This window comes from Bradyrhizobium sp. BRP56 (assembly GCF_020194035.1).
Taxonomy (GTDB): domain Bacteria; phylum Pseudomonadota; class Alphaproteobacteria; order Rhizobiales; family Xanthobacteraceae; genus Bradyrhizobium; species Bradyrhizobium australafricanum.
In genome coordinates this window covers 26126-41243 of sequence record NZ_JADYVV010000085.1, presented here as the reverse complement: position 1 = coordinate 41243, position 15118 = coordinate 26126, and the positions used below count along the sequence as shown (strand labels likewise).

The 15118-nt window shown below is 63.9% G+C and carries 12 protein-coding genes and 1 pseudogene; 6 read left to right on the top strand and 7 right to left on the bottom strand.

Annotated features, from left to right (window positions below):
- Positions 1–187 (top strand): annotated as a pseudogene (locus I6F38_RS38320) (transposase); the annotation flags it as partial.
- Between the two features lie 169 nt (positions 188–356).
- On the opposite strand, the gene I6F38_RS38315 reads toward I6F38_RS38320, so the two are convergent.
- Together I6F38_RS38315 and I6F38_RS38310 are read right to left on the bottom strand one after the other, a co-directional pair.
- Positions 357–1577 (bottom strand): ABC transporter substrate-binding protein, encoded by a 1221-nt coding sequence (locus I6F38_RS38315; protein ID WP_225164067.1) that lies wholly within the window; start codon positions 1575–1577, stop codon positions 357–359.
- Between the two features lie 203 nt (positions 1578–1780).
- Entirely contained in the window at positions 1781–2143 is a 363-nt protein-coding gene (locus tag I6F38_RS38310; protein WP_225164066.1) for a DUF1304 domain-containing protein, read from the bottom strand.
- Between the two features lie 189 nt (positions 2144–2332).
- On the opposite strand from I6F38_RS38310, the gene I6F38_RS38305 reads away from it, so the two are divergent.
- Positions 2333–2857, top strand: a complete 525-nt coding sequence (locus I6F38_RS38305) for a methylated-DNA--[protein]-cysteine S-methyltransferase (RefSeq protein ID WP_225164065.1) — start codon at positions 2333–2335, stop codon at positions 2855–2857.
- A gap of 427 nt (positions 2858–3284) precedes the next feature.
- Here I6F38_RS38305 and I6F38_RS38300 read toward each other — a convergent pair whose 3' ends face one another.
- The 4 genes from I6F38_RS38300 to I6F38_RS38285 all read right to left on the bottom strand — a co-directional run bounded on the left by I6F38_RS38300 (position 3285) and on the right by I6F38_RS38285 (position 6526).
- A complete protein-coding gene (locus I6F38_RS38300) occupies positions 3285–3593 on the bottom strand; it encodes a hypothetical protein (protein WP_225164064.1) in 309 nt (102 codons plus the stop codon).
- Positions 3594–3630: 37 nt separating this feature from the next.
- Positions 3631–4005 (bottom strand): response regulator, encoded by a 375-nt coding sequence (locus tag I6F38_RS38295; RefSeq protein ID WP_225164070.1) that lies wholly within the window; start codon positions 4003–4005, stop codon positions 3631–3633.
- Between the two features lie 101 nt (positions 4006–4106).
- Positions 4107–4781 (bottom strand): response regulator transcription factor, encoded by a 675-nt coding sequence (locus tag I6F38_RS38290; protein WP_225164063.1) that lies wholly within the window; start codon positions 4779–4781, stop codon positions 4107–4109.
- Positions 4775–6526 carry a PAS domain S-box protein gene (locus I6F38_RS38285; protein ID WP_225164062.1) on the bottom strand — a complete coding sequence of 584 codons (1752 nt, stop codon included), beginning with the start codon at positions 6524–6526 and terminating at the stop codon, positions 4775–4777. Before I6F38_RS38285 ends, I6F38_RS38290 begins: the two co-directional genes overlap by 7 nt.
- A 313-nt stretch (positions 6527–6839) precedes the next feature.
- On the opposite strand from I6F38_RS38285, the gene I6F38_RS38280 reads away from it, so the two are divergent.
- From I6F38_RS38280 to I6F38_RS38270, 3 genes are all read left to right on the top strand, one after another.
- Positions 6840–7160 carry a hypothetical protein gene (locus I6F38_RS38280; protein WP_225164061.1) on the top strand — a complete coding sequence of 107 codons (321 nt, stop codon included), beginning with the start codon at positions 6840–6842 and terminating at the stop codon, positions 7158–7160.
- Between the two features lie 386 nt (positions 7161–7546).
- Complete coding sequence (locus I6F38_RS38275) at positions 7547–8902, top strand: HlyD family secretion protein (protein ID WP_225164060.1); 1356 nt, start codon at positions 7547–7549, stop codon at positions 8900–8902.
- Positions 8899–10845, top strand: coding sequence for a glycosyltransferase (locus tag I6F38_RS38270; RefSeq protein WP_225164059.1), 1947 nt, complete (start codon positions 8899–8901; stop codon positions 10843–10845). The genes I6F38_RS38275 and I6F38_RS38270 overlap by 4 nt, the downstream gene beginning before the upstream one ends.
- A gap of 247 nt (positions 10846–11092) precedes the next feature.
- Here I6F38_RS38270 and I6F38_RS38265 read toward each other — a convergent pair whose 3' ends face one another.
- Complete coding sequence (locus I6F38_RS38265) at positions 11093–13885, bottom strand: [protein-PII] uridylyltransferase (protein ID WP_225164058.1); 2793 nt, start codon at positions 13883–13885, stop codon at positions 11093–11095.
- A gap of 197 nt (positions 13886–14082) precedes the next feature.
- Between I6F38_RS38265 and I6F38_RS38260 the strand changes: the two genes are divergently transcribed.
- Positions 14083–15057, top strand: coding sequence for an aliphatic sulfonate ABC transporter substrate-binding protein (locus I6F38_RS38260; protein ID WP_225164057.1), 975 nt, complete (start codon positions 14083–14085; stop codon positions 15055–15057).
- Positions 15058–15118: the final 61 nt, after the last annotated feature.

Below are 15118 nucleotides of genomic sequence, written 5' to 3'. Positions count from 1 at the left end.
AGGCAAAACCGCGCGCCAACAGAACCCGCATTCAAAGGGATCGCTCGCCTTCGCCGCATGGGTCATCGCTCGTCTTGGCGGCTGGACCGGTTACTATGACAAACCCGGCCCAAAAACCATGCGCCGGGGCCTCGACGACTTCCAGCGCATCAAATACGGCTCGACCCTGAGACTCCAAAATGTGTGAATCGGAGAGCCGCAGGCGGGGAGAGGTCGCATCGCATCGAAGATGCGATGCGGGTGAGGGGGAGTCTCCGCGGGCGCAGCTAATGCAGCGGTGCGCGGAAGCAGCCCCTCACCCCGACCCTCTCCCCGTAAGAACGGGGAGAGGGAGTGGAGTCTCGTCCCGACCGCGGCTAGCCCGCCGGTCCGGTGTCCTCGATGATCGGGCCGAACAGCTCCCAGCGCTCGCCGTTGAACTTCATCATCTGCATCTGCTTGTTGATGCGGTAGTCGTTCGGCCCCGTCGTGATCGACATGCCCGGCAGCGCGAGGCTCGGCACGAACTTCTTCAGGCTGGTCACCTGCTTCATCAGATTCTCGCGGGTGAGGTCGTCGCCGCACTGCTTGAGCACCTGGATCAGGAGCTCGGCCGTCGAGTAGCCGTAGGTGTTGACGGTGTTGAGCTTGTCGCCTTCCGGATAATACTTGTCCATGAACGCGAAATAGGCCTTCACGCCGGGATCGTCCTTCCATTGCGGGTCGGCGGGATCCTTGCCGTAATTGGTCGAGATGATGCCCTTGGAGATATCGAGACCGGCCGGCTTCAGCGTCGCCGACACCGGGCTCGCATTGATGTCGAGGATGTGCACCGGGTTCCAGTTGAGATCGGCGACCTTTCGGATCGCCTGCGCGGCGAATTTTGGCGTCGAGGCATCGTAGAGCAGGTCGACGCCGGCGGCCTTCAACTTGACGATCTGGGAATCGACCGTCGGGTCGGTCAGCTCGTAGGACACCTCGGCGACGATCATGCTGGCGGCCTTGTCGCCGAGCCCGCTCTTCAGGCCGGTGATGTAGTCGCGGCCGAGATCGTCGTTCTGGTAGAAGATGCCGATCTTCGCGTTCGGGTGATTGGCTAGGATGTATTTGGCGTAGATGCGTCCCTCGGACTGGTAGTTCGGGTTGAACGCGATCGTCCACGGCGCGTTCTGCGGATCGGAGAAGCGCGACGCGCCGGTGGAGGCGAGCAGCTGCGGCACCTTCTTGACATTCAGATATTTCTGCACGGCGGCATTCGACGGCGTGCCGATGATCTGGAACGTGAACAGCACCTCGTCGCCCTCGACGAGCTTGCGCACCTGCTCGACCGCTTTCGGCGGCGAATAGGCGTCGTCATACTGGATCAGGTTCAGCTTGCGGCCGTTGATGCCGCCCTGATCGTTGATCATCTTCATGTAGGCCGCCTGGGTCTTGCCGATGCCGGCATAGGCGGATGCGGGGCCGGAGAACGGCACGGTCTGGCCGATCTTGATCTCGGTGTCGGTCGCGCCGATGTCGTATTTCTTCTGCGCGGTGGCCGATGTAACCGACAACGCGATCGCAAGCGCCGTCGCAGCGAGCAATTGCACGCTTCTCATGTCCGTGACCTCCCTGTTGCCGGTGATCTTGTCCGCAAGCTCAGACCGGCGGATGTCACCGTTGCACGGGATGATGGAGGAACGGCTGAGCCATTGCAAGACGATGCACCCTGCGCGCGATGTCGCGTTCGAGCATGATCCGGCAAAGTGTGAGCGGTTTTCCGAGCGGATCATGCTCAAGAAAACAAAACCGCGCCCGCGCTTTAGGCCAACCAGAGCTGGATCAGCGCCAACGCAGCGGGAGCAGCCTGCACATAAAGAATGCGGCGGCTGACGGTGGCGGCGCCATAGGCACCGGCGACAATCACGCAGAGCAGGAAGAATGTCTTGATCTGGAACGCGAAGGCCGGATTGCCATGTACGAGGCCCCAGATCAGTCCGGCGGCGAGGAAGCCGTTATACAGCCCCTGATTGGCGGCGAGCACCGCAGAATCGTTTGCCTTCTCGATCGAGTTGCGAAACGTCTTCAGCCCGAGCGGCTTGGTCCAGAGAAACATCTCGAGCACAAGGAAATAGACGTGCAGCATGGCCACCACCGCGACCAGAACATTGGCAAGCAACAACATATTGCGGTCCCCCAGAGCTTCGGTTCTGATTGAATCAGAATCGAAGCTCAAGATTGTTGTTTTGACGCGTTTTCTTCACGCCAACCGGTGTCCACTTCGCTCGAAAACGCTTTAACCGGAATTCGGGTGGACGCTAGCACGTGGGCGGTGAATTGTATGCCGGCCGATCTGCTTGCCCGAGATATGACAATGGCCGACCCCAGGACTGCACAGACCTTCAACCTCGACCGCCTCAAGACCCCGATCGGCGCCGCGCTGCTGGTGACCGACGATGACGGCGTGCTGCGCGCGCTCGACTGGGACGACTATGAGGGGCGCATGCTCGACCTGCTGCGGCTGCATTATGGCGCCGTGACGCTGCGGGACGGTCGCGCGCCGGCTGCGATGCGCAAGGCGCTCGGCGATTACTTCAAGGGCGATCTCGATCGGCTCGCGGATGTCGAATGGCGCGTCGCCGGCACGCCGTTCCAGCAGAAGGTCTGGCACGCGCTGCCGAACATTCCGCACGGCACCACCATGAGCTACGGCGCGCTGGCAGCGAAACTCAACGCGCCGAATGCGATGCGCGCGGTCGGCCATGCCAACGGCTCCAACCCGATCAGCGTCGTCGTGCCCTGTCATCGCCTGATCGGCGCCAACGGCTCGCTGGTCAAATATGGCGGTGGGCTGGAGCGCAAGCGCTGGCTGCTGCGCCACGAGGGCGTGGAGGTCTAGAGCGCTTTCGAGTGAAGTGGATACCGGTTCGCGTGAAGAAGCGCGTCATGACAACAAAACAGCAACCTCTTCGGCCGCCGGTGCGGCGATCAGTCGAGATCTTCGCGGGGCATGTTGCGCAGATCGCGCACGATATAGAGGAACACGACGAGCGAAGGTACCCACGCGAGTATCGCTCCCACCAGCATCGCATCGACCGTCGTCATGTGAGACTCCTTGCGCGCTATTGGCCGACGTCGTCAGATCGGCTTTTTCGACGGGGCGCCGGTTCTGGGGAAGGGATACAGCCACTTCCAATAGGCCTTGTTGCGCTCCAGCTGCCGCTTGTGGATCTCGCGGCACTTCGTCGAGCAAAACTGCTCAAAATACCAATTGTGCCGGATCAGCCCGAAAGGCCGTTTGCACGCCGGATTTCCGCAACGAGCTGTCATGACGCTGCCTCCGCATTCGCGCGCCAAAGCCAGCGGATGAAGTCCTCCTGGCCTTTGTAGAGGCAGAGGCGTCCGCAGTAGCGTTCGCCCGCCGGATTTCGCAAACAGATGATCTTGGGGTCTTCGCTGTCACACTGGGCGCAGCGCGGTTCCGCACGCATGGCGACCTCCCTCCGAGGAATTGCCATTTGCCAATCAAAATGTCTGGTGCTGTCCTTGCCGTCGATCTTCCCGAAGGACGACGATGCGAAATCTCGCGCCGCCGCCGTCCATGCGCAACTTGTCCAGATGTTTTGTGGCATCATCCTTGCGTATAGCCGGCCCGGTGATGGCTGATCCAACTCACGCACCCGGCGCCGCGCTGCGCTGCGCGAGGGCGGTATCGAGGCATTTGATCAGGACGTCCCCGTCGCAGGGCTTGCTCAGAAAGCAGATCGCTCCAGCCTTCAGCGCCCGGACGCGATCGCTTTCGACCGAGAACGCCGTGACGAAAATGAACGGAAAGCGGTGTCCGCTGGCGATCAGGTGGCTCTGCAAGTCGAGCCCGCTCATGGCCGGCATCCTGACATCCGCGATCACACAGGATGTGTCATTCAGGCGGGGCGAGTGCAAAAATTCCTCGGCCGACGCGTAGGTCTCGACCGCGTAGCCTAGCGACCTGACGAGATTGTCGGTCGCGGTGCGAACCGACATGTCATCGTCGATGATTGATATCACTGGCGGGTTGGGCAAGGAGGTTTTCCCGGGCCGGAGGGCCTCTGGCGTGTGCATCATGTGGGGACCACAGTGCGTCGCCAATCGGGGCCGGAGAATCATACTTAGGTTTGCGCCCCGCCGGCTGCCGGTCCGATCTGGAGCATCTGTGCCATCCTGACCAGATCGGGTAACGACTTTGCCGCCATTTTCCGCATGATGTGCCCGCGGTGTATCTTCACTGTGATCTCGGCCACACCGATTTCGGCGGCGACCTGCTTGTTCATCAACCCCGCCGTGACGAGCGTCATCACCTGGCGTTCACGCGGCGTCAGGGTCGCGAAGGCGGCGCGCAGGTTGGCAAGAACCTTGGCCTCATCGCGACGATTCCTGTCGCGCTCGATCGCCGTCGTGACGGCATCCAGCATGTCCTGATCGCGGAATGGCTTGGTCAGGAAGTCCACAGCGCCGGCCTTCATGGCCCTGACCGTCATCGGGATATCGCCGTGGCCGGTCATGAAGATGATCGGAATATCGATGCCCGCCTTCGCCAGCTCCCCCTGAAAGTCCAGCCCGCTCACCCGCGGTAACCTGATGTCGAGGATCAGGCAGCTCGGGACATCCGGAGGCTTGCGCTGCAGAAATTCATGGGCCGAGCCGAATGCTGCGGTCCGCAAGCCGACCGACCGGAACAGATTGCTCAGCGCGTCCCGCACGGATGCGTCGTCGTCGACGACGAAGACGATGGGATCCTCGGCGTTTGCCAGACCAGAAGGCGATGCCGCGCGCCCGGTCACCATGCATGATCCTCTTCGTGCAGTGGCAAGGTGAACTGGAACGTCGCGCCGGGGCCGATGTTTCCGGCCACGGACAGGCGGCCTCGGTGAGCTTCGATGATCGATCGGCAGATCGACAGCCCCATCCCCATGCCGCTGGCCTTGGTGGTGTAGAACGCGTCGAACAGCCGTTCGGCATTCTCGGTCGCGATTCCGACGCCGCAGTCGGTGACCGTGACCACGATCTGCCCGGCCTCGTCATGGCGCGTCCGGATCACGAGTTCCCGCGGCCGGTCCGTGACCGGCTGCATGGCCTCGATACCATTGAGGACCAGGTTGAGGATGACCTGCTGCAGCTGGATACGGTCGGCGACGACAGACGGGAGCGCGGGAGCGAGGTCGAGCTGCAAGGATACCAGGTGACGCTGCAGTTCATGCTGCACCAGCCCGATCACCTGGTTGATGACTTCATTGACGTCCAGCGGCGCCTTCTGACCGGTCGTCTTGTTCACCATCGCGCGGACGCGCTGGATGACCTCGCCCGCCCGGTTGCCGTCGCTGATGATCGACCTGACCGCGCCGCGGGCTTCGTTCAGATCGGGGGCTGCCCGGTTGAGCCACCGCAGGCAAGCCGCGGCATTGGTGACCACGGCGGCAAGCGGCTGGTTCACTTCATGGGCGATCGATGCGGCGAGCTCGCCGAGCGCCGTCACGCGCGTGACGTGTGCGAGGTTGGTCTGCGCTTCGTGCAACTCCGCCTCGGCTCGCTTGCGGGCGGTCACGTCGGTGACCGCTCCGATGAATTCGGTGTCGCCCGAAAGGTTCGTTACCGTATGCGCCCTGGCGTGAACAAACTTGATCGCCCCATTGGGCATCAGCAATCGGTAGCCGTGCTCGAAGTCCTTGCCGTCGAGCGAGGCGCGGTCGATGGTCCGTTGCACGCGGGCGCGATCGTCCGGATGGACGCGCTGCAGGACCGTGGCATGTGTGATGGAAGGAGCTCTGTCGAATTCGAAGATCCTGAACGTCTCTTCCGACCAGATGATCTCGCCGCTGGCGACGTGCCAGCCGAAGCTGCCGGTGTGGCTCAATCGCTGGGCTTCGGTCAGGTACATTTCACTCTGCTGCAGCGCATTTTCGGCGTGCTTGCGCTCGGTAATATCCTCGCATGCGATCAGCACGATCAGCTGATCGCCCAGCCGCCGCACCGCCTTGGCGTTTTCACGAACCCAAATCCTTGAACCGTCCTTGCGGACCTTCCGGATTTCCCAATTGTGGGTCTGGCCGATGTTGTCGAGGCATGCCGCGACGTTGCGTTGGACCATGTCCCGGTCTTCGGCGGCAAAGACCCGCAGCACCGATTGTCCGAGCAGTTCGTCGACGGTGTAGCCGAGCTGCGCCGCGCCGAACGTGTTGACCGACAGCACGAGCCCCGTTGCGTCGACCATGAAGTACATGACCGGGTTGTGCTCGAATACCTCCTTCCATTGCGCTTCGCTGTTGCGCAGCGCCTCCATCGCGCGCTCCTCGCTGCTGGCTCGGCCGCGCAACATGGCTTCCATCCGCCTTTGCGAACGGCCAACCAGGCGGATCATCAGCAATGCGGCGGTAAGCGACGCGACGAGCAGCGCCAGGGCAACCAGATGGGCGGAAGCTGCCGGCTGCGGACCTAGCAACAGCCCGATGCAGGTTGCCGCCAAGGCCAGCACCATGCCGCCGAGCAGCCATTGCTCGGCCGACCAGGACTTCGTGGTCGGGTCGCGGATCATCGGCAGCCCAGCACTTGGCCATCATCATGGGCCGCGCTGCGTCGCTAGGTGACTGCTACCATCAGCGGCGACAACGTCGCCCTCCCAATAGACTGTATATTAGCAGCTTTCTTGCCGCCCGGGCGGGATGGCGCCGGCCTTTTTGGCGGTCCAAACCCGTGAGATCGCGCAGAAAGCGAAGCCATCGAGCACGCTCAGGTCCAGGTTGCGACCTAAACTCAAGTATGAGTCGTCTCCACCGAATGTAACGGTCGGATCAACCTCCGTTCAATGGCCCGTTCCATCCCGGTGACTACGCTTATTGGGTAACTCGATGACGGTAGAGATTTCCGGGTTCAGCAATCGCCAATCAGTGACGGAGATTGAAATGCCCAGCGCGCGCCTGCATCTGATCGTTTGCTCCGACGACGTCGACCACGAGGCAAGGCCTCAGAGACGCGATCGCAGCTTCCAGCCTTCCGTCATCGATGGTGGCAAGCAAACAGCAAGCACGCCGGCCGACAACCCGTGGATCGATCTGCTGGACGCATTCGATCTCGGCGTGGTGGTCTGTCAGGCCAGCTACCTCGCCTTGCTGGGAGCGAGCCTGGCGGCGCTGCAGCCGCAATTCGACGTGCCAGATTCAGGGCGGTAGCCGGCCCTGAATTCCAAGTCCGGCAGGCTGCCGGGACCGAAGCGCTGGCTGCTCACGCCTGGGTCGCGCAAGACGGGTCCGATCACAGCCTCCGTGAGAGCCCGGAATCCATTCCCCGCCTAGCCCCGGCCCTGATGGATTCCGGGCTCAGTTCTGCAGGCGCCTCGGCTGCGCAATGGCGCACCGGAATGATGGGCGGAGCAGGTCGACGGCGCGGCTCCCGCGCCAGGCTCCCGACGGCGGCAAATTGCAGCAATTTTTTCGAAAGATGCCCGGTTCGCTTTAGCCGCTTTTGAAGCACCTGATTATTGGATCTGTCCGGCAACGGCATCGCTCTGCAGAGCTGTGCGTTGGTTCGCGCACTGACAGATCAGGGGCCGGTCAATATGAATCAGGCACAGCAGCACAAGCCGCTTCCCGAAGATAATAATTCCGTCACCAGGAATGAGGCCGACGGCGCACGGGGATTGCAGCGCGATCTGCAGGAACGGCTGCAGCCGGAGCACGACGAGCCGGTCAGCGATAGCGCTCCCCATCCCGAAGCGCCCGCCGGATCGGGCCGGATGGTTCGCCGCCTGCTCAAGGTCGGTATTGGCCTTGCCATCGTCGCCGTCTTCGGATGGCTGCCGCTCAGGGCTGTGTTGCAGACCTCGAGCGTGGAGGCCGTGGTCAACGCCAGGATCGTGACCTTGCGGTCACCGATCGACGGCACCGTGAGCGCGAAGCCGCAGAAATCCACGCAGCTCAGCGTGGTGCGCGAGGGCGATGCGATCCTTCATGTCGTCAACGCGCGCGGCGATCGCGCCCGGCTCGATGATCTCCGGCGGCAGATGTCGCGGTTGGAAAATGAGCGCCCGAGTCTGGCGGCCAAGCTTGCGGCCGCCGAGACGGCGCAACAGGACCTTGCCCGCCAGGCCGGCCAGTTCCGTGACGGCCGCATCCTCCAGCTCGAGGCCCGGATCGCCGAAATCCAGACTGCGATCGAGGCCGCCGCCGCACGGCGGGAGGAGGCCGTGGCCGCCGTCGAGCGGGCGTCGTCGCTGATCAAGTCGGGCAGCGTGTCGACGGTCGAAATGGCTCGCCTGACGCGCGAGCAGGCGATCTCGCAGCAGACCGAAATCGGCGCTCGACGGCGTCTCGATGCCGCCAAGGTCGAGCTCACCGCGGCAAGGAACGGTACCTATCTCGGCGACAGCTACAATGACCGGCCGAGCTCCGTGCAGCGCGAGGAGGAGATGCGCCAGCGCGTCAGCGATCTGCGCGCCGATCTGGCGCATGCCGATGCCGAGATCGACTGGTTGACCCACGAGATCGCCGCCGAGCAGCTGCACTACGTCAACCGGGCCGAAGCCGACATCAAGGCCCCGGTTGGCGGGCGCATCTGGGAGATGATGACCTCGCCCGGCGAGGACGTCAGGGCCGGGCAGCCCTTGCTCAAGCTGCTCGATTGCAGCGGCGCGGTGGTCACGGCGAACGTCACCGAGAGCGTCTACAACGGACTGAAACTCGGCGAGCAGGCGAGCTTCGAGCCGAATGACGGCAGCGCCGCGCTGCAGGGCGAGATCGTCAATCTCACCGGCGCGTCGGGCGCGCCCGCGAACCTTGCGATCAATCCGGATGCGCTGAACAAGGAGCCGTATCGGGTGACGGTCTCGATGCCGGCGCTCGATACCACGGGCAAGGATTGCGCGGTCGGCCGCACCGGGCGCGTGGTGTTCAACGCGGACGTGGCAAAGTCATGATGGCGGCATTTGCGCCCGGGCTGGTCGCCTTCGGCGCCTGCCTTGCCATCCTGCCCCTGCTCCGCCGCGAGCAGACCCTGGCCCGCGTCATGATGACCGGCATGTCGTTCGTCCTGCTGGTCCACTATTTCGCGTGGCGGGTGACCCACACCTTGCCGCCTCCGGGCCTCACCGCCGACGCGCTGGTCGGCTATCCCTTCATGCTGGCCGAGGCGGCCTCGATGATCGCGGTGTGCCTGTCGCTGCTGTTCCTCAGCCGCACGATCGACCGCTCACCCGAGGTCAATTCGATCCTGCGCCGATCGAAGCTGCCCGCAAACGCGCCGCTCGTCGACGTCTTCATCTGCACCTACAACGAGGAGAAGGCGATCCTGGAGCGCACCATCATCGGCGCGACCGGGCTGAACTATCCGAACTACCGCGTCTGGGTGCTCGACGACGGGCGGCGGCTCTGGCTGCGCCGGCTCGCCCAGGAGCTCGGCTGCAACTATCTGGCCCGCCCGGACAACCGCCACGCCAAGGCCGGCAACATCAATCATGCGCTCCAGCACGTTTCTGGGCTGGCTGAGCGGCCGGAGTTCATCTCGATCCTCGATGCGGATTTTGTCCCGATGCCGGATTTCCTGACCCGGGCGATGAGCCTGATGCAGGACGGCAGCGTCGGCGTCGTGCAGACGCCGCAGCACTTCATCAACCCGGATCCGATCCAGACCAATCTTGCGGCGACCGATGTGTGGCCCGACGAGCAGCGCTTCTTCTTCGATATCCTGATGCCGGCCAAGGATGCCTGGGACACGGCATTCTGCTGCGGCACCTCGTCGCTGATCCGCTTCTCCGGCCTGATGCAGATCGGCGGCTTCCCGACCGATTCGGTGACGGAGGATTACCTCGTCACGCTGCGCCTGAAGGAGAAGGGATTGCGCACGGTCTATCTGAACGAGCGCCTGACCATCGGCCTCGCGCCGGAGGGGCTGAAGGAATACATCACGCAGCGCGGGCGCTGGTGTCTCGGCTTCATGCAGATATTTCGCGGCCGCAGCGGGCCGTTCTCGCGGCAATCGAAGCTCGCCTTCATGGACCGGCTGTCGTTGGTCGATGCCTTCATGAGCTGGGCGGCGGCCTACGGTACCAAGGTTTTCGGCCTGGTCGTGCCGTGGCTTTATCTGCTGTTCGGGATCAAGGCGGTCCACGCCGACCTGTTCGAGCTGCTGAAATACTTCTTGCCGTTCTATGTCTGGCACGCCTTCACGATGGCCTGGATCTCGCGCGGCCGCTCGCTCGCGATCATGACCGACGTGTCGCAATACATCGCGGCGCCCGCGGTGTTGAAGGCGGTCGTGACCGGCCTCGCCAGGCCGCAGGGCCACAAGTTCAAGGTGACGGCCAAGGGCGGCGACCGCAACCGCCGCTTCATCGAATGGCCGCTGCTGCGGCTCTATGGCGCCGCCCTGCTGATCACGCTGCTGGCGATCGCCTATGCCTTCATCCTGCATCTGCGCGGCGACAGCATAGCCTATGGCGGGCTGGCGCTGGCCTGGAGCCTGTACAATTGCGTCGTGCTCGCGATCGTGTGCTTCATCTGCATCGAGCAGCCGCGGCGCCGCAAGGCCGAGCGGTTCGAACGCGACGAGCCGATCCTGATCCATCAGGACAGCGAGATGCGCTTGATCCGGATGGCCGACATCTCGATCTCGGGCGCGCGCTTCATCGATCCTGTCCCGCCCGCCATCGGTTCCTTGATCAAATGCAATGTCTACGGACAAAACGTCGCCGCGACCGTGGTCCGGCGCACCCGCGACGGCTTCGGCGTCCGCTTCGAGGACGCGGTGGCGACGCGGGTGAATGTCGTGCGCGCATTCTATGCCGGTGAATATGTCCGCGCCTTCCGCGGCGTGCGCGCGGCGCCGGTCGGCAAGGCCCTGCTGATGCGGCTGTTCGGTTGATCCGCCGCGGGATTGGGGCTTCGCTCCTTCGGTGGAAACGGTTTTCGATCCCGTCATCCCCGCGCAAAGGCTTCGCCTTTGTCGCTGGAGGAGCGCGGAACGCGCGTCTCGAAGGATCGACGGCCCGGCCGCTTCCGCATACTCCCACTCTCTTGGGGAAGGAACGTGGCCGTCGATCCTTCGAGACGGCCGCTGCGCGGCCTCCTCAGGATGACGGGACAGGCGTGTACGCTTCTTACGATTCGATCTACGCCGCCGGCTTCGCCGCCTGGTCCTCGCTCGCCAGCAGATGCAGCAGCGCGCTCTTGATCGCGGCCTGCCGGGTCGGCGCCGTGATCTGGGCGCCGAGCAGGTCGGTGACATAGAACACGTCGCGGGCGCGTTCGCCGAAGGTCGCGACATGGGCCGAGGCGATGTTGAGGTTGAGCTTCGAGATCGCGGTGGTGAGCTGGTAGAGCAGGCCGGGCCGGTCGAGCCCGGAGACCTCGATCACGGTGTAGCGGTCGGACCACTGGTTGTTGATGGTCACCTCGGGCTCGACGATGAACGGCCGCGCCTTGCTGCGGACGGTGCGCTTTGCGACCGCCTCGGGCAGCCGCAGCTTGCCTTCCAGCACGTGCTCGATCATCTCGCCAATTCTGGTGGCGCGGCGGCCCTCGTCCTCGTCGCGGTCGTATTCGCGTGAGATCGAGATGGTGTCGAGCGCGCGGCCGTCGGTCGTGGTGTAGATCTGGGCGTCGACGATGTTGGCGCCGGCCGACGCGCAGGCACCCGCGATGATCGACAGCAGCCAGGGATGGTCGGTTGCCAGGATCGTCAGTTCGGTGACGGCGCGGACCTCGTCGAAGCCGACATTGATCGCAAGCTTGTGGCCGGCCTGCTCGCTGGCGCGGATGAAGCGGGCCTGGCGGATCTTGCGCGCCAGCTCGACCTTGAGCCAGTAGGCCGGATAGTGCCGGCCGATATAGGCGTTGAGCTCCGCCTCCGGCCATTCGGTGAAGGCGCGGCGGAATTCGGCTTGCGCCACCGCGATGCGCTGGGCGCGGTTGACCTCGGAGAAGCCGCCGGTCAGCACCGGCTCGGTCTCGTAATACAGCGTACGCAACAGCTGCGCCTTCCAGCCGTTCCACACGCCCGGGCCGACGCCGCGGATGTCGGCGGTGGTCAGGATCGTGAGCAGCTTCATCTGCTCGACCGACTGCACGACGGCGGCGAAATTCTCGATGGTCTTGCGGTCCGACAGGTCGCGCGATTGCGCCACCGTCGACATCGTCAAATGCTCCTCGATCAGCCACGCCACCAGCTCGGTGTCGGCCGGCGAGAAGCCGAGCCGCGGGCACAGCCGCCGCGCCACCTTGGCGCCGGCGATCGAATGATCCTCAGGCCGGCCCTTGGCGATGTCGTGCAGCAGGGTCGCGATATAGATCACCGGGCGGTGCTCGGGGCGGATCTTGCGAAACAGGTCGCTGGCGACCGTGAACTCCTCGTTGCCGCCGCGCTCGATGTCCTGCAGGTAGCCGATACAGCGGAGCAGATGTTCGTCCACCGTGTAGTGGTGGTACATGTTGAACTGCATCATCGACACGATCTTGCCGAAGGCGCGGATGAAGTGGCCGAGCACGCCGGTCTCGTTCATCCGCCGCAGCACGATCTCCGCATTGTCGGAGGTCAGGATCTCCATGAACAAGCGGTTTGCTTCGTCGTTCTCGCGTAGCTGGGTGTTGATCAGCTTCAGCGAGCGCGTCACCGTGCGCATCGCATCGGGATGGAAGGCGAGGTTGTTCTGCTGCGCGAGGCGGAAGATCCGGATCAGATTGACCGGATCGTGCTTGAAGACGTCGGGCGCGGCGAGGTTGATGCGGTTGTTGTCGACGATGAAGTCGTCGCTGCCGTTAACCCGCCGCCGCTTGGTGCCGGGCCGCAGCCGCGCCACCATCCGGCTCAGCACCGGCGCCGGCTTGTTGTGCTCTTCCTCGAGCTTGGCGCACAGGATCGCCGTGAGGTCGCCGACGTCTTTCGCGATCAGGAAGTAGTGCTTCATGAAGCGCTCGACATCCTGCATGCCGGGATGCGAGGTGTAGCCGAGGCGGACCGCGATCTCGCGCTGCATGTCGAACGACAGCCGCTCCTCGGCGCGTCCGGCGAAGAAGTGCAGATTGCAGCGCACCGACCACAGGAAGTCGGCGCAGCGGCGGAAGGTGCGGTATTCCTGCGCGTCGAACACGCCGCGTTCCAAGAGCTCGTCGGTCTCGCGCACGCGGTAGACGTATTTGGCGATCCAGAACAGCGTATGCAGGTCGCGCAGGCCGCCCTTGCCGTCCTTGACGTTCGGCTCGACCAGATAGCGCGACTGGCCGGCGCGGCGATGCCGCTCCTCGCGCTCGGCAAGCTTGGCGGTGACGAATTCCGACGCGGTGCCCTGCACCACCTCCTTGTCGAAGCGCTCGACCAGCTCGTCATAAAGCGGCTGGTCGCCGGTCAGGAATCGCGTCTCCAGGATCGCGGTGCGGATCGTCATGTCGCCGCGCGCCTGGCGGATCGATTCATCGACCGAACGGGTGGCATGGCCGACCTTCAGCCCCATGTCCCAGAGGCAATAGAGAATGGCCTCGGCAACCTGTTCGCCCCAGGCGGTCTGCTTGTAGGGCAGGATGAACAACAGATCGATGTCGGATTCCGGCGCCATCAGCCCGCGGCCATAGCCGCCGGTCGCCACCACGGCCATGCGTTCGGCGCCCGAGGGGATCGGCGAGTGATAGAGGTGGCGGGTCGCCGCCGCGTAGAGGATGCGGATGATCTCGTCCTGCACGAAGCAGAGCCGTTCGGCGCAGCGCCGGCCGTGACGGTCCTTGAGCAGCAGCGCCTGCGCCGTGGCGCGCGCCGCGATCAGCTCGGCCTTGAGCAGCTGCGCCATCGCGGCGCGGAACTGGTCCTCGCGGCCGGCATGCCGTTCGGCAAGTGCATTCACCGCCGCGGTGATCCGCTCGGTCTCGAAACGATCATCCGCTTCAGGGCGGGCCTCGGCTACGACGCTGTCCATAGGTTCATCCGATATCGGACGGAGCCGTTGCTGTCACTGACCAAAGTATAACGACAGCAGCTCCATGCTTTCATGGCGGCGCTTCGAGCAAGATCGTTCTCGCGCCATCTCGTAAAGGGTAGAGATTTTCTCGTTGACCGCAAGGCTAACTCATTGAAATAAAAGATTGTTTCTTACATCTGATCGGGGGTCGACGAATGCAAAAATTTTCCCGGCGCACGTTCGCTGCGCTGCTCGCGGTCTCGACCTTGCTGCCCGGCGCGGCGCGCGCCGCCGACGCGCTGAAGGAGATCCGGATCGACTGGGCGACCTACAATCCGGTGTCGATGGTCCTGAAGCAGAAGGGCCTGCTGGAGAAGGAGTTCGCCAAGGACGGCATCAGCATCGTCTGGGTGCAGTCGGCCGGCTCCAACAAGGCGCTCGAATTCCTCAACGCCGGTTCGATCGATCTCGGCTCGACCGCGGGTTCGGCGGCGCTGGTCGCGAAGATCAACGGCAACCCGATCAAGTCGATCTATGTCTATTCGCGTCCCGAATGGACCGCACTGGTCACGACCAAGGACTCCAAGATCGCGTCCGTCGCCGACCTCAAGGGCAAGCGCGTCGCGGTGACGCGTGGCACCGATCCGCACATCTTCCTGGTTCGTGCGCTGCTCGGCGCCGGCCTCACCGAAAAGGACATCACGCCGGTGCTGCTGCAGCACGCCGACGGCAAGACTGCGCTGATCCGCGGCGATGTCGACGCGTGGGCCGGTCTCGATCCGATGATGGCGCAGGCGGAGGTCGAGGACGGGGCGAAACTGTTCTACCGCAAGGCGGAAGCCAACACCTGGGGCATCCTCAATGTGCGCGAGGAGTTCTTGAAGGCGCATCCGGATATCGTCCGCCGCGTGCTCGCGACGTACGAGGAAGCGCGGAAATATTCGCTGGCCAACTATGACGAGCTGAAGAAGACCTTCATCGCTGTCACCAAGCTGCCGGACGCCGTGGTCGACAAACAGCTCAAGGAGCGCACCGAGTTGACCCACGGCCGGATCGGTAGCGCCCAGCGCGAATCGATTCTCGCCGCCGGCCTCGCCTTGCAGCAGGCGGGCGTGATCGACCCCAAGACCGACGTCAAGGCCGCGCTGGATTCCTTGGTCGACGATCAGGTCCCGCTGCCCACCAACTAACCGCTGTCGTTAGACTAACCTCCGTCGTCAAACTAACCTTCGTCGTCCCGGGCAAGCGAAG